16 protein-coding genes and 1 pseudogene are annotated in these 14,354 nt (G+C 65.9%); 8 read left to right on the top strand and 9 right to left on the bottom strand.

Annotated features, from left to right (window positions below; genetic code table 11):
- Positions 1-26 precede the first annotated feature (26 nt).
- The 3 genes from N0K08_RS23120 to N0K08_RS23110 all read right to left on the bottom strand — a co-directional run bounded on the left by N0K08_RS23120 (position 27) and on the right by N0K08_RS23110 (position 3,724).
- A complete protein-coding gene (locus tag N0K08_RS23120) occupies positions 27-878 on the bottom strand; it encodes a peptidoglycan DD-metalloendopeptidase family protein (RefSeq protein ID WP_261502788.1) in 852 nt (283 codons plus the stop codon).
- A 4-nt stretch (positions 879-882) separates the two neighbouring features.
- A complete protein-coding gene (locus N0K08_RS23115; protein ID WP_261502787.1) occupies positions 883-1,839 on the bottom strand; it encodes a class I SAM-dependent methyltransferase in 957 nt (318 codons plus the stop codon).
- Positions 1,840-1,909: 70 nt separating this feature from the next.
- Positions 1,910-3,724: a glutamine--tRNA ligase/YqeY domain fusion protein gene (locus tag N0K08_RS23110; RefSeq protein ID WP_261502786.1), complete on the bottom strand. Its 1,815-nt coding sequence runs from the start codon at positions 3,722-3,724 to the stop codon at positions 1,910-1,912.
- 177 nt (positions 3,725-3,901) lie between these two features.
- Between N0K08_RS23110 and N0K08_RS23105 the strand changes: the two genes are divergently transcribed.
- From N0K08_RS23105 to N0K08_RS23095, 3 genes are all read left to right on the top strand, one after another.
- A complete protein-coding gene (locus N0K08_RS23105) occupies positions 3,902-4,297 on the top strand; it encodes a hypothetical protein (protein WP_261502785.1) in 396 nt (131 codons plus the stop codon).
- A 67-nt stretch (positions 4,298-4,364) separates the two neighbouring features.
- Positions 4,365-4,808 (top strand): type II 3-dehydroquinate dehydratase, encoded by a 444-nt coding sequence (aroQ, locus tag N0K08_RS23100; protein WP_261502784.1) that lies wholly within the window; start codon positions 4,365-4,367, stop codon positions 4,806-4,808.
- Positions 4,802-5,710: an alpha/beta fold hydrolase gene (locus N0K08_RS23095; RefSeq protein WP_261502783.1), complete on the top strand. Its 909-nt coding sequence runs from the start codon at positions 4,802-4,804 to the stop codon at positions 5,708-5,710. Before aroQ ends, N0K08_RS23095 begins: the two co-directional genes overlap by 7 nt.
- 31 nt (positions 5,711-5,741) lie before the next feature.
- Here N0K08_RS23095 and arfB read toward each other — a convergent pair whose 3' ends face one another.
- Positions 5,742-6,143 carry an alternative ribosome rescue aminoacyl-tRNA hydrolase ArfB gene (gene arfB / locus N0K08_RS23090; protein WP_261502782.1) on the bottom strand — a complete coding sequence of 134 codons (402 nt, stop codon included), beginning with the start codon at positions 6,141-6,143 and terminating at the stop codon, positions 5,742-5,744.
- Between the two features lie 203 nt (positions 6,144-6,346).
- Between arfB and N0K08_RS23330 the strand changes: the two are divergent.
- From N0K08_RS23330 to N0K08_RS23080, 3 genes and pseudogenes are all read left to right on the top strand, one after another.
- A pseudogene (locus tag N0K08_RS23330) lies at positions 6,347-6,475 on the top strand (NAD(P)-binding protein); the annotation flags it as partial.
- A 137-nt stretch (positions 6,476-6,612) separates the two neighbouring features.
- Positions 6,613-7,491 carry a metal-dependent hydrolase gene (locus N0K08_RS23085; protein WP_261502781.1) on the top strand — a complete coding sequence of 293 codons (879 nt, stop codon included), beginning with the start codon at positions 6,613-6,615 and terminating at the stop codon, positions 7,489-7,491.
- 157 nt (positions 7,492-7,648) lie between these two features.
- On the top strand, positions 7,649-8,308 hold the full coding sequence (locus N0K08_RS23080; RefSeq protein WP_261502791.1) for an alpha/beta hydrolase: 660 nt from the start codon (positions 7,649-7,651) through the stop codon (positions 8,306-8,308).
- 141 nt (positions 8,309-8,449) lie between these two features.
- Here N0K08_RS23080 and N0K08_RS23075 read toward each other — a convergent pair whose 3' ends face one another.
- From N0K08_RS23075 to N0K08_RS23055, 5 genes are all read right to left on the bottom strand, one after another.
- Positions 8,450-9,295, bottom strand: a complete 846-nt coding sequence (locus N0K08_RS23075) for a M90 family metallopeptidase (RefSeq protein ID WP_261502780.1) — start codon at positions 9,293-9,295, stop codon at positions 8,450-8,452.
- A complete protein-coding gene (locus tag N0K08_RS23070; protein ID WP_261502779.1) occupies positions 9,292-10,095 on the bottom strand; it encodes a UDP-2,3-diacylglucosamine diphosphatase in 804 nt (267 codons plus the stop codon). The genes N0K08_RS23075 and N0K08_RS23070 overlap by 4 nt, the downstream gene beginning before the upstream one ends.
- 92 nt (positions 10,096-10,187) lie before the next feature.
- Positions 10,188-10,694, bottom strand: coding sequence for a peptidylprolyl isomerase (locus N0K08_RS23065; protein ID WP_261502778.1), 507 nt, complete (start codon positions 10,692-10,694; stop codon positions 10,188-10,190).
- Between the two features lie 52 nt (positions 10,695-10,746).
- Positions 10,747-11,346 (bottom strand): peptidylprolyl isomerase, encoded by a 600-nt coding sequence (locus N0K08_RS23060; RefSeq protein ID WP_315968027.1) that lies wholly within the window; start codon positions 11,344-11,346, stop codon positions 10,747-10,749.
- 123 nt (positions 11,347-11,469) lie between these two features.
- Positions 11,470-12,024, bottom strand: coding sequence for a tetratricopeptide repeat protein (locus N0K08_RS23055; RefSeq protein WP_261502777.1), 555 nt, complete (start codon positions 12,022-12,024; stop codon positions 11,470-11,472).
- 194 nt (positions 12,025-12,218) lie between these two features.
- Here N0K08_RS23055 and cysS point away from each other — a divergent pair, with 194 nt between their 5' ends.
- Both cysS and N0K08_RS23045 read left to right on the top strand, forming a co-directional pair.
- Positions 12,219-13,601, top strand: coding sequence for a cysteine--tRNA ligase (gene cysS / locus N0K08_RS23050; RefSeq protein WP_261502776.1), 1,383 nt, complete (start codon positions 12,219-12,221; stop codon positions 13,599-13,601).
- 62 nt (positions 13,602-13,663) lie between these two features.
- Positions 13,664-14,326 carry a DNA-3-methyladenine glycosylase family protein gene (locus N0K08_RS23045; protein ID WP_261502775.1) on the top strand — a complete coding sequence of 221 codons (663 nt, stop codon included), beginning with the start codon at positions 13,664-13,666 and terminating at the stop codon, positions 14,324-14,326.
- Positions 14,327-14,354 lie beyond the last annotated feature (28 nt).

Raw genomic sequence — 14,354 nt, 5'->3', positions numbered from 1 at the left:
GCGACGAAGTCGCTCAGGGGGGGGTTCTAATCTTTCAGGAACAGCGCCGGGTCGACCATGGTCTGGTTGAGCATCACGCCCCAGTGCAGGTGCGGGCCGGTCACGCGCCCGGTCGCGCCGACGGCGGCAAACGACTGTCCCGTGGCGAGCACATCGCCCAGCTTGGCATCCACCCGGCTCAGGTGGCAGTACATGCTCAGCAGGCCTGCGCCATGGTCCAGCCAGACCGTGCCGCCGTTGAAGAAGTAGTCACCCACATCCACCACCTTGCCCGGCAGCGGTGCCACGACGGGCGTGCCGGTGGCGGCGGCAATGTCCATGCCGCTGTGCGGATTGCGCGACTGGCCGTTGAACACGCGCCGCAGGCCGAAAGAGCTCGATCGCCGGCCCGGCACGGGCACGCGCATGCGCAGGTCGTCGCTGGCGGTGGCGGTGAACAAGGCCATCACCTGCTGCTGGTGGGCGCGCTCGCGCTCATGGCGGGCCAGGTCTTCGGGCGACAAGTCCACGGTCTTGGGCGAGACCTTGAGCTGCTGCTGGGCGTAGCGCTTGTCGCGCACCGTGTATTCCAGTGACTGCGGACCCTGGCCGGCGTCCACTTGCACATGGTGTTGGCCTACAGCGGCGGACAAGGGGATGCCGACCACGGCCGTCCACTCGATCATGTCGCCCGTGACCAGCACCGGCAGGCCGCCCGCCAGTACCTTGGGGCGCTGCGCCGCCGGGCCCAGCGACAGCCGGGCCACGCCGCCGGGCACGCGCGCATCGCGCGGCCAGAGTTCTGGGCCGGCCGCCTGGGCGGCGAATGGGCTGGCCAGCGCGCACAGCGCGGTTTGCAGCGCCAAGCGGCGCGACAGGAAGTGGTGGGTCAGGGGCATGGAGTCATTGTGCCTGGGGTGCATCGACTTCCGGCGCCCGGTAGACCAGCACCTTGAGCGAACACTCGGGCGACACGTCGGCAAACACGGCGGGATTCTGCACGCGCTCGACAAACTGCAGTTCGGGCGCGAGCACCTGCATCTGGTCCTGCAAAAAGGCCAGGCCCAGCTCGGGCGCGTTGAGGCACAGCAGTGCATGGCCGCCGGGGCGCAGCAGGTCGGGCAGGCGGCGCATCAGCTTGGCGTAGTCCTTGGTCGCGACAAAGCTGCCCTTCTGGTAGCTCGGCGGATCGATGATGATCAGGTGGTAGGGGCCGCCGCGCGTGATCTTGCCCCAGGTGCTGAAAATGTCATGCGCCAGAAAGCTTGCGCCGTCGCTGATGTCGTTGAGCTGGTGGTTTTGCTGGCCTATGGTCAGCGCCCCCTGGCTCATGTCCAGGTTGAGCACCTGCCTGGCGCCGGCCTGGCGCGCGACCACGGAAAAAGCGCAGGTGTAGGCGAACAGGTTGAGCACCTTCACACCCGGGCGATCCAGCTCGGGGTGAGCCGCCACATGCTCGCGCACCCAGCGCCGGCCTTCGGCCATGTCGAGAAACAGGCCGTGGTTCTGGCCCTTGAGCACATGCACACGGTAGCGCGTGCCGTTTTCCGTCACCACATGCGGGTCGGGCACGCTGCCGGCCATCAGCCGGGTTTCGCTGCGGCCTTCGTGCCGGCACTGGAAGACCCAGTTCAATGTTTGCTCGGGCGCGATCTGCTGCCAGCGCTGCTCCAGGGCCGCGCCTATGGTCGCCAGTTCCTCTTCCGCCACGGGCTGGAAACTGGTCAGCAGCAGGACCGGCGCATAGGCGTCGAGCACCCAGTGTTCGCAGCCTGGGTAGAGGCCGCCGCGGCCGTGGAAAATGCGCTGGGCATCGATGGGCAGTTCCATCGTGGCGATGGCTTGGAGCAGGGCTTGCATGGAGGCGTCGAGGTCGGTGGTTCGATAAAAAAGGGCTGCCAGCGGCAGCCCTTGGGTAGGCAGTCAGGGCTTATTTGCCCCAGCTGTCCTTGAGCCCGGTGATCTTGTTGAACACCGGCTTGCCGACTGCATGGTCCAGGCGGTCGGCGACAAAGTAGCCGTGGCGCTCGAACTGGAACTTGGCATCGGGCTGGGCGTTGGCCAGCGAAGGCTCGACGATGGCCTGGACGATTTTCAGGCTGCTCGGGTTGAGCAGGGCCAGGAAGTCCTTGCCGCCGGCATCGGGCTGGGCATCGGTGAACAGGCGGTCGTAGATGCGCACTTCGGCGGCCACGCCGTCGGCCACGCCGACCCAGGTGATGGCGGCCTTGACCTTGACGCTGTCGGCGCCCGGCGTACCGCTCTTGGTGTCGGGCACCAGGGTGGCCAGCACTTCGGTGATCTCGCCGTCGGCGTTCTTGCTGCAGCCCGTGCACTCGATGACGTAGCCGCCCTTGAGGCGCACCTTGTTGCCGGGGAACAGGCGCTTGTAGCCCTTGATCGGCACTTCCTGGAAGTCTTCGCGCTCGATCCAGACTTCGCGGCCGATGGTGAAGTGGCGCAGGGCCGGCTCTTCGCCTTCGGGCGGGTGGGGCAGGGCAGGCAGGGTGCAGGGCTCGAGGTGGCCCGCGCCCATGACGTCATCCCAGTTGCTCAGCACCAGCTTGACCGGGTCGAGCACGGCCATGCCGCGGTGGGCCTGGTTTTCCAGGTCTTCGCGCAGGCAGCCTTCCAGCGTCGAGTAGTCGATCCAACTGTAGTCCTTGGTCACGCCGATGCGCTCGCAGAAGGTCTGGATGCTTTGCGCGGTGTAGCCGCGGCGGCGCAGGCCGACCACGGTAGGCATGCGCGGGTCGTCCCAGCCCTGCACGATGCCGTTGTCCACCAGATGCTTGAGCTTGCGCTTGCTGGTGATCACATAGGTCAGGTTCAGGCGCGCGAATTCGTACTGGCGCGGCTGGGGCGCGGCGATCAGGCCGCCAGTCAGCAACTGGTCGAGCAGCCAGTCGTAGAACGGGCGCTGGTCTTCGAATTCCAGCGTGCACAGCGAGTGGGTGATGTGCTCCAGCGCGTCCTCGATGGGGTGGGCGAAGGTGTACATCGGATAGATGCACCACTTGTTGCCCGTGTTGTGGTGCTCGGCATGGCGCACGCGGTAAATCGCCGGGTCGCGCATGTTGATGTTGGCCGCGGCCATATCGATCTTGGCGCGCAGCACGGCGGCGCCGTCGGCCAGCTGACCGTCGCGCATGGCGCGAAAGCGCTCCAGGTTCTGCGCCGGCGTGCGGTCGCGGAAGGGGCTGTTCGTGCCGGGCTTGGTGAAATCGCCGCGGTTGGCGCGCATCTCTTCGGCCGATTGCTCGTCGACATAGGCCAGGCCCTGTTCGATCAGGTAAACGGCTGCGCGGTACATGAAGTCGAAGTAGTCGCTGGCCTGGTAGGGCGCGGCGCTGCCCGGGGCTTCACCGGCCTGGGCCCAGTCAAAGCCCAGCCAGCGCACGGAGTCCATGATGCTGTCGACGTATTCCTGGTCTTCTTTTTCCGGGTTGGTGTCGTCGAAGCGCAGGTGGCAGACGCCACCATAGTCGCGTGCCAGGCCGAAGTTCAGGCAAATGCTCTTGGCGTGGCCGATGTGCAGATAGCCGTTGGGTTCGGGCGGAAAGCGCGTGCGGATCTTGGCCGGGTCGGGTTCGCCCGCCGCATGGTGGGCGGCGTCGCCAGGGCTTCCGCCCCAGCGGCGCTGGGCATATACGCCGCGGGCCAGGTCGGCCTCGATGATTTGGCGCAAAAAGTTACTCGGCTTGACCGGTTCTGGGGAGGTGTTGGTGGCGTCGGGAGAGCTCATTGCTGCATTTTAGGCGCGGAGCCCATTCCCGGGTGCTTACCAACTGAAACTCCTTTGTCTTGAATAGAAACAATTTAGCCATGGTTTTGCGCCATCCTCCAGGCCTTGTCGCGCGTTAAGCACTGAAGTAGTGCTTGCAAGCGCTGCCCGCCTATTGATTCGAACGAGGAGTTCCTGATGACAACAACAACCCTTTCCCAGACACCGTGGCGTGTCCGTTGGGCTGGCGCTGCCCTGGCGTTGGCCGCCCTGGCCGGTGCCGGCACAGCGCAGGCACGCGGCGATGTCGTCTGGTCCGTGGGCGTGCAGTCGCCAGGCATTTCCGTGGGCGTGGCCAATGCGCCGCCCGTCTACGTCGCTTCCGGGCCGGCCTACTATGCCCCGCCCCCGCCGGTGTACTACGCGCCCCGCCCGGTCTACCAGGCCGCTCCGGTGTACGTCGTGCCTTCGTACCGCGGTTATTACGGGCGGGGGGAGCGCCGGTATTACGACAAGCACTACTACAAGCACCACGGCCACCGTGGCCACGGCCATGGTCATGGCCGTCGCGGTCACGACCGTGACGATGACTGACCGCGCATAGTCCCCAGGGCGGGGCCGCGGACCGCATAATCCGGCGGTCTGACGTCCGGAGTGTTGTGTGAAAACTGTCTATGTCCTGAACGGCCCCAATCTCAACCTGCTCGGTACGCGCGAGCCCGCCATTTACGGCGCGGCCACGCTGGCCGACGTGCGCACGCTGTGCGAGCAGGCCTGCAAACGCCACGGCTTGGAGCTGGTGTTCCATCAGAGCAACCACGAAGGTGCGCTGGTGGACTGGATCCATGAAGCCGGCCAGCTTCATGCCCAGGGGCAGCTCGCCGGCCTGGTGTTCAATGCCGCCGCCTATACCCACACCAGCGTGGCCTTGCTCGATGCCGTCAAAGGCACGGGCGTGCCTTTGGTCGAGCTGCACATCAGCAATGTGCATGCGCGCGAGAGCTTTCGCCACCATTCCTATCTGTCTGCCGCCGCCCGCGCCGTGATGTGCGGCTTTGGCGTGGCCGGCTACGGCCTGGCGATCGACGCCGTCGCGCAATGGTGAGCGCCGTACCGACCGAAAGCGCACAGGCGCGGCCCGTCACCGAGGCCATTGCCCGGGTGCTGGCCCAGGCGCGGCGCGTGCAGACGCCTTGCGGTGCCGAAGGCGGCCATCTCGTCTGGCACGCCTGGGGCGGCGGGGCGGGCGCGGACCCGGTACCGCTGGTGCTGCTGCATGGCGGCAGCGGCAGCTGGACCCATTGGTTGCGCAACATCGAAGCCCTGGTGGCCGCGGGCCGCGAAGTCTGGGCGCCCGATCTGCCCGGCTTTGGCGAGTCGGATGGCGTTCCCGGCGGACTCGATGCGGACACCATGCTCGCGCCTTTGCAAGTGGGCCTGCAGGCATTTTTTGGTAACAAGGCGTGTGACCTGGTGGGGTTTTCTTTCGGCGGCATGACGGCCGGAATGTTCACCGCGGCCTACCCGGACGCCGTGCGCCAGCTGGTGCTGGTCGGCGCGCCCGGGCTGGGCGTGGGCGACGGCCGGCGAGCGCGCCTGCTGGGCTGGCGCCACCTGGAAAGCGCCCAGGCGCGCGAGCAGGCCCATAGACACAATCTGCAGGCGCTGATGCTGCACGATCCCGCGGCCATCGACGCGGACACGCTGGCGCTGCATGCGGACAACGTGGTGCGCGATCGCCTGCCGCGCCGGCGCCTGTCGCAGACCGAAGTGCTGGCCCAGGCATTGGGCCGCGTCAGCTGCCCGGTGCAGGCGATCTACGGTGTGCACGATGTGCTTTATGTGGACCGGCATGCCGACCTGCAGCAGGTGCTGGAGCGCGCCGCGCCGCGGTTCGCCGGCTTGCACTGGGTGGCCGACAGCGGCCATTGGGTGCAGTACGAGCAGCCGCAGCGCTTTGATGCGCAACTGCTAGTCTGTCTGGAGTTGGGGCTGAAGGCCGCATAGCCTTCTGGCGCCTTGTCGGCGGTGCGAGGGTCTAGTCGGCGCCGACTTTTCCCCGCGTCGCCTTGATCGCCGAGCGTACGTTCTTGCCTTCCAGGCGCCGTTGCTTGGAGCCATAGGTGGGCTTGGTCGGGCGGCGCACCACGGGCGCCTTGGCGACCGAGTCGACGAGGGCTTGCAAGCGGGCCAAGGCGTCGGCGCGGTTCATGTCCTGGCTGCGGTACTGCTGCGCCTTGATGACCACCACGCCTTCGGAGGTCAAGCGTTGGTCGCGCAGTGCCAACAGCCGCTCCTTGACGGGCTCGGGCAGCGAGGACGCGCGCACGTCAAAGCGCAGGTGCACCGCGGAAGAGACTTTATTGACGTGCTGGCCCCCCGCCCCCTGGGCGCGGATGGCGCTGAACTGAACTTCGTCAATGCATACAGTCGTGGACATGCGGCGATTGTGACCGCTGGGCCTGGTGCATTGCAGCAGGGGCCGGCCAATTCCTGGCGCCGTTCCATGTCTTGAGGCGATCGCTGCCGCAGCATATCGCAGCAAATGGCATCCGATCTGGCGCGGTTTTGACCTTGTCTTGCCGCATTTTTTTTCTCAACATGGACTCATCGCGGCGCGTCAGGTCGCGACAAGGAGAGTCCATGTCTGTTGACCGTGTTCCCGTGTGCCTGGACGTGCTGATCGTCGGGGCAGGCCTGTCGGGCATAGGCGCGGCCTGCTATCTGCAAAAGGAGCACCCGGCGAAGTCCTGGGCCATTCTGGAAGCGCGCGCTGTCCCGCACCGTGGCGTTCCATGGACCGCAGCGGCCATGCCATCTGCCGCGCCAGGGGCCGGTGTCCGATCCCCGCCTGCGATTCAGCCAGGGCGGCCCCGTGGCCTGAAGCACCTCTTTTCAAGTAGCCCACCATGACAACTTCTCCCCACATCGTCGTGCGCGAAAAGCTGGACTTCGGCCTGCAAGGCGACATCCCCCGTTTCTGGTTGGGTGGCGACCCGTTCAAGACCCGCTTTTTCGACGCCATGTCCCTCATGTTTCCGGATGGCGAGCGCTATTTCATCAGGTGCGTGCGCGACTTCCGTGACGCGGTGACGGACCCCGGGCTGCAGCAAGCCATCAAGGACTTCATCCGCCAGGAAGGGCAGCACGGCCTCATCCACCGCCAGTTCAATGCCAGCCTCAAGGCCCAGGGCATCGATGTCGACCGGCTGGAAGGCTATACGCGCAGCTTCTTGTTCGGCTTCATGCGCCGCTTCCTGCCCGGCAAGCACAACCTGGCCTGCACCGCCGCCAGCGAGCATCTGACGGCCATCATGGCGCAGACTTTTTTTGTGCCCGGAGGGGCGATGGCCAGCAGCGATCCGCGCATGCGCGCGCTCTACACCTGGCACGCCATGGAGGAAATGGAGCACAAGGCCGTGGCCTTCGACGTGATGCAGAAAGTGGCCAAGGTCGGTTACCTGCGCCGCGTCTACACCTTGTGCGAAGTGACCCTGAGCTTCAACCTGCAAGTCCTGCCATACACCCTCATCATGCTCAAGGCCGACGGCTTTTCGCGCGCGCAGCGCCTGAAGATGCTGGCCGCGGGGCTGTGGTGGGTCTATGGTCCCCATGGCCTGTTCACCGCCCATCTGCGGCCTTATCTGCGTTATTTCCGGCCCGGCTTCCACCCCTGGCAGGTGGCGCAAGCCCCCTGGTACGGCCTGTGGCTGGAGACTTTCAACCGCACAGGCGATCCGCTTGTAGCCGGCCAGGCTGTTGCGGCGGCGGCCTGGCGCGCAAAATAGCTTGTTCATAGAGAGGCTTTGCGTCCCGGGAGGCCGGCGGGCCCATTTTTCCGGCAGGCGGCTGCAGCCACCTCTTGCGCAAGGCATGATGGCCGGGTAGGGCGCCCGCAGCAACGCTGGCCCCAGGATTGAACAGAAAAGGAATGCCATGACCCATTTGACCGATCTGCCGTTGGAGTTTTTGCAACGCGAACCCGCTGCGCCAGGTGCTGCGCCCTGGCTGCTGGTGCTGATGCATGGCGTGGGCAGCAATGAGCAGGATTTGTTTGGCCTGGCGCGCTATGTGCCGGCGCATTTCCATGTGCTGAGCCTGCGTGCACCCTATGCCATGGGCGCACAGGCCCATGCCTGGTTTCAGTTCACCGTGGATGCAAATGGCGTGCGCCATATCGACGCGGCGCAAGAGCACGCCAGCCGCGAACTGCTGGCCCGTACCGTCGCCCAGGTGCAGCAGCAACTGGGCATCCCGGCTGAGCGCACGGTGCTGGGCGGCTTCAGCCAGGGCGGCATCATGGCGTTGTCACTGCTGCTGACCCAGCCCCAGCACATGCAGGCCGCCATGGTCTGGCATTGCCGCCTGCTGCCTGAAGTGCTGGCGCTGCAGGCGCCGTCGGCGGCCTTTCAGGGCAAGTCGCTGTGGGTCAGCCACGGCAGCTACGACAACGTGATCCCGCTGACCAGCGCCCACGCCACGCGGGACCATGTCCAGGTCCTGCCGCTGGCACTGGATTACCACGAGTACGCGAGCGCGCATGAAATCCGTCCCGACGAGCTGCAGGACAGCATGCAGTGGCTGAACAGGCTGGGTACCCCCTGAGCGGCTTACGCCGCTTCCCCCTCTCATCCTTCGGTGGAGGGGGGCGCCCGGCTAGGGGCGCCCGGCCAGGGGCGGCAGCCTCGGTTCGGGGGGCCGCCCCCTTGCTGGGCCGCGCCAGTTGCGTGGGCTGTGGATAACTGACTAAGTGTTGCGGCCAGTCAGCGGCGGCTGGAAGAACGCCGTGAGCTGCGGCTCCAGCGTGGGAAATTCCAGCGCGAACTGCGTCCGGTTGACGAAATAGGCTTCGCAGGCCACGGCGAAGAATTCGGCCGGTGCGGTCGCGCCATAGCTGTCCAGCCAGGGCCAGGCACCGCCAAAGCGCTCGGCGATGATGACCTGCTCGCGAAACTGCGCATAGGCCGGCGTCCAGGCCGCATCCCACAGCGCGTGCGCCGCGCGCAGGCTGCTGCTGCCCAGAAAGCCCGGCGGCAGCGGCGGGCAGCCGTCGGCGGCGCCGTTGCGCATGTCGATCTTGTGGGCAAACTCGTGGATCACCACGTTGGTGCCGGCTGCCGCGCTGTGGCGGTTGTCCTTCACGGCCTGCCAGCTGAGCATCACCGGGCCGCCTTCCATGGCTTCGCCCAGCAGCACTTCGGTGTAGTGGTGGACCACGCCGGCCCCGTCCACGGCCTGGCGCCGCGCCACGGCTTCGCCGGGGTGGACGACGATGCCGACGAAGTCGTCGTACCAGGCCAGCGCCTGGCGCGGCGCACCCCAGTGCAGCAGCGGCAGGCAGGCCTGGGCGGCAATCTGCACGGCCATGTGGTCGGTGACGACCAGCCCGTGCGCGCCGTGGAACTGCTTGCGTTGCAGAAACAGTGCGGCCAGGGCGCGCAGCTTGGCCTGGTCGGCCAGCGGCAGGGCTGTTAAAAACGAATAGGCCTGCACGGTCTGCAGCCACAGGCTGGCGTCAATCTCGGGCAAGGGAGCGAAACGCCGGCGCAGAGCGTGCCAGCCGTGGCGCAGCCAGTCGGCGGGCTGGCTCATGCGGTCGGCCAGGGCAGGCGTTCCAGGCCCTGTGTGCGGCTCAGGCGCAGCACCTGGGCGCGTGGCGGTGTGGCGTCCAGATCCCAGTCGGTGAGCACGATGCGGCGCAGGCCGGGCGCGAGTTCGTGGTCGGCCGGGCGGTGGGTGTGGCCGTGGATCAGCGTGGTCGCGCGCGCCGCCTGCAGCCACTCCAGGCAGGCTTGGTGGTCCAGATCGGCATAGACCTGGGCCGCGCGCTGGTGCGAGCTGCTCTGGTCGCGCATGCCGCGCGCCTGGGCGCGGCGGGTCGCCAGAGGCTGGCGCAGGAACGCATCCTGCCAGGCGCTGGTGCGCGCCAGGGCGCGAAAGCGCTGGTAGTCGGTGTCGTCCAGGCACAGCGCGTCGCCGTGGCTCAGCAGATAGCGCTGGCCGGCAAAGTCCAGCACCGTGGGGTCTGCCAGCCAGGTGCAGCCACTGCGCTCGGCAAACTGGTGGCCCGTCAGGAAGTCGCGGTTGCCCTGCATGAAAAACAGCGCGCGCTGCGCGGCGGCGGCGCGCATATGGGCGCAGCAGCGGGCTTCGAAACTGTCGGGCTCATCGAGCACATCGTCGCCGACCCAGACTTCGAACAGGTCGCCGAGCATGAACACCGCATCGGCCGAGGTATGGGCTAGGTATTGTTCCCAGGCGGCCACGGTGTGCGGCTCGCTGGCCTGCAGATGCAGGTCGGAAATGAATTCTATGCACTGCCATTCGGCCGCGGCCGCCAGCTCGCGAGCTGCGGGGACCGATGGCAGTGTGGGCGCGTCAGGAGACAGCATCAGCAGCATCCCTTTCGGCCGGAAAAGCTGCCAGCGCGGCAGACAGCGCGACCCGGGGGCAGCGCGCGCAGCGCAGGCAGCAGCCAGGCCATTTACAGGGCCACGGCCTTTTCGATCACGACGTCGGCCTGGGGCACGTCGTCATGGGGGCCCTTGCGGGTGGTCTTCACAGCCTTGATGGCGTCGACGATTTCCGTGCCCTTGACGACCTTGCCGAACACGGCATAGCCCCAGCCTTGGGCCGAGGGAGCGCTGTGGTTCAGGAAGCCGTTGTCGGCGACGTTGATGAAGAACTGTGCCGTGGCCGAATGGGGGTCGCTGGTGCGGGCCATGGCCAGGGTGTACTTGGTGTTCTTCAGGCCGTTCTTGGCTTCGTTTTCGATGGGTGCAGCGCAGTCCTTCTGGCCCATGCCGGGTTCAAAGCCGCCGCCCTGGATCATGAAGCCGGGGATGACACGGTGAAAAATCGTGTTGTTGTAGTGGCCCTTGTTCACATAGGCCAGGAAGTTTTCGGTCGACTTGGGGGCGTTCACCGCGTCGAGTTCGATGGTGATCACGCCGTGGCCGGCGATGTGCAGTTCAACTTGAGGATTGCTCATGGGTTACCTTTGGAGGGGAGTAATTGACAGGGGAAGGATTGTGGCGTGGGCCTCAGGGCAGCACGCGGGCCGAGACAATGGTCACAGGGCTTGTGGGCACATTCTGGTGCATGCCCCGGTTGCCCGTGGTCACGGCGCGGATTTTGTCCACCACGTCGGTGCCGCGCACGACCTTGCCGAAGACCGCATAGCCATGGCCGTCGGGCTGGGGCGCGTTGAGCATGGCATTGGCCGCCACATTGATGAAGAACTGGGCCGTGGCCGAGTTCGGGTCACCGGTGCGGGCCATGGCCACGGTGTACATGTCGTTCTTCAGGCCGTTGCGCGCTTCGAGCGGAATGGGCGCCAGGGTGGGCTTTTGCTGCATGTCGGCCGTGAAGCCGCCGCCCTGGATCATGAAGCCGTCGATCACGCGGTGAAAAATCGTGCCGTCGTAATGCTTGTTGTTCACGTACTGCAGGAAGTTGGCCACGGTCTTGGGGGCCTTGGCCGCGTCGAGTTCCAGCACGATGGCACCCAGGGAGGTCTTGAGCTCCACCTGGGGCGAGGTCTTGGCCGATGGGGTCTGGGCGCTGGCTCCGGTGGCGGCGAACAGGCCGGCAGCCAAGGCCATGCCGGCCAGTGCAAAAGTCGACTTTCTTCTGGAAATCATGCGTCACTCCGGGGTTTGAATAGAGGTGGGATGCTGTGCGGCGCAGACAGTTCCGCTGGCGTGACCATGTCGGCAGTGCGGGGCGGATTCTGGGTGGCGGCAGCGCCGCCTGGCCCCAGGGGCTTATTTCTTGGCGGCGGGGGCAACGGGTTGCAGCAGGCTGCGCAACTGGACGAGCTTGGGGCGCACGCTGGCCGCAACGCGAGGATCGAGTTCCTGGGCCCGCACATAGGACTGGTAGGCCAGGCGGGCGTGGATGTCGCCCAGGTTTTCGTGCGCCACGGCATAGGTCGGGTTGTTGCGCACGGCCATTTCCAGCGCGACCCGGGCCTTGTCCAGATCGCCCTGGCCGGCATAGATCACGGCCAGGTTGTTGTAGGGCTCGGCCAGTTCGGGGTATTCCTCGACCAGCAGCGTGAAGGTGGCGACGGCGTCGGCCGTCTGGCCGGCATCGGTCTGGGCCACGCCTTTGAGGAAGCGCATTTGCGGATCGCGGGCATTGCCAGCCAGATAGCTGTCGGCGCGCGCAATGGCTTCGGCGGGCTTGCCGGAGCGCAGCAACTGGTTCACTGCAGCGTAACTGTCCACAGAGGTGTCGGCATGGGCAGCGCCTGTGGCGAGCACGGCGGCCAGGGTCAGCAGGCGCAGTGCGCGGGAGAGGGCGTTGCGTGCGGGCATGTAGGTGCTTTCGGTGCGTGCAGGGACGGGCCTGCGGCGCGGGCTTATACTGCGGTCAATTGTAGCTGAGGGGTGTCAGCCCGGACGGACCCTGGTGCCCCTAGAGCCGGGTGCACGCTTCTCGCTGCATGGGACCCCAGGGCCTGCCACCGTCGGCAGACCGCTCCCTTTATCTCCCCCGTAACAGACATTCCATGAGTTTGCGTATCTACAACACGCTGTCGCGTGCATTGGAAGCGTTTTCGCCGATAGAGCCAGGTCACGTCCGCATGTATGTGTGTGGCATGACCGTCTACGACCTGTGCCACTTGGGCCATGCGCGTTCCATGGTGGCCTTCGATATCGTGCAGCGTTGGCTGCGCGCCAGCGGATTGCGCGTGACCTATGTGCGCAACATCACTGACATCGAAGACAAGATCATTCGTCGCGCGGTCGAAAACGGTGAAACCATTCGTCAGTTGACCGACCGCATGATCGAAGCGCTGCACCAGGATGCGGACGCGCTGGGTATCCAGCGGCCCGACTTCGAGCCACGCGCCACCGACTATGTGCCGCAGATGCAGAGCATGATCGGCCGGCTGCAGCAGCGCGGTCTGGCCTACCAGGCCGGCAATGGCGATGTCAACTTCGCGGTGCGCAAGTTCCCCGGCTACGGCAAATTGTCGGGCAAGTCGCTCGATGAGCTGCAGGCTGGCGAGCGCGTGGCCGTGGACGACGGCAAGCACGACCCGCTGGACTTTGTGCTCTGGAAGAGCGCCAAGCCCACCGAGCCCGAAGAAGTCAAGTGGGACAGCCCCTGGGGCGCCGGGCGTCCCGGCTGGCACATCGAGTGCTCGGCCATGGGTTGCGAAATGCTGGGCGAGAGCTTCGACATCCACGGGGGCGGCGCGGATCTGCAATTCCCCCACCACGAAAATGAAATCGCCCAGAGCGAAGGTGCGACCGGCAAGACGTTTGCGCGCACCTGGATGCACAACGGCTTCATCAACGTGGACAACGAGAAGATGTCCAAGTCCTTGGGCAACTTCTTTACCATTCGCGATGTGCTGAAGGAATTCGACGCCGAAACAGTGCGCTTTTTCGTCGTCCGCAGCCATTACCGCAGCCCGCTGAACTACAGCGACGTGCACCTCAACGATGCGCGTTCTGCGCTCAAGCGCCTGTACACGGCGCTGAGCCTGGTGGCGGCGGATGAAGTCGAGATCGATTGGACGCAACCCCAGGCGGCACGCTTCAAGGCAGCGATGGACGAAGACTTCGGCACGCCCGAAGCCGTGGCCGTGCTGTTCGAGTTGGCGGCCGAAGTCAACCGCAGCCAGAGCGCACAGACGGCCGGCCTGCTCAAGGCCCTCGGCGCCTGCCTGGGCCTGCTGCAAACGCCGCCCCAGGCCTTCCTGCAAGCCGGTGTGGACGCCGGCGTGGACGCTGCCGCGGTGGAAGCACAGATCGCGGCCCGCGCCGCTGCCAAGGCTGCCAAGGATTGGCCCGAGGCCGACCGCATTCGCCAGGCCTTGCTGGCCCAGGGCATTGTGCTCAAGGATTCCGCAGCCGGCACCACCTGGGAGGCTGCCCCGTAAGCGGTGGCTCACCATGTTTTTTTGTTCAATGTTCAATGTGTTTAACGTAGGCGGTACAAGCGGTGAATGCTTCTAAAGAGATAGCGAACGTGGTGGTCACGCCGTTGTCCGCGCCTGCCTACTGGGCAGAGGCCTGCAAGCACCTGGTCAAAAAAGACCGGGTGATGAAGCGACTGATCCCGCAATACCCCGGCCAGGCGCTGCAAACGCGCGGCGATGCCTTCGTGACGCTGGCGCGCTCCATCGTCGGTCAGCAGATTTCGATCAAGGCCGCGCAAACCCTGTGGGGCCGTCTGGCGGCGCTGCCGTCGAGCATGACGCCCGAGCAACTGTTGCGCCTGAAAGTGGACGACATGCGCGCGGCCGGACTGTCGGCGCGCAAGGTGGACTATCTGGTGGACCTGGCCGTGCATTTCACCGAAGGTCGGTTGCACACCCAGGAATGGGCAACGATGGGCGATGAGGCCATCATTGCCGAGTTGATGGCGATTCGCGGCGTAGGCCGCTGGACCGCCGAAATGTTTTTGATTTTTTATCTCATGCGGCCCAATGTATTGCCCCTGGACGACGCAGGGTTGATCAGCGGGATCAGCAAGAACTATTTCTCGGGCGACCCCGTCAGCCGCAGTGATGCGCGTGAGGTGGCGGAGGCCTGGAAGCCCTGGTGCAGTGTCGCGACTTGGTATATTTGGCGATCGCTCGACCCGCTGCCCGTGGCCTATTGATACAGCCCCGAGACCTAAGGTCGGGACA

Source organism: Acidovorax bellezanensis (assembly GCF_025421555.1).
GTDB classification, from domain to species: Bacteria; Pseudomonadota; Gammaproteobacteria; order Burkholderiales; family Burkholderiaceae_C; genus Comamonas; species Comamonas bellezanensis.
Note: the sequence above shows the minus strand (reverse complement) of the source record. Positions and strands in the feature narration are given on the sequence as shown.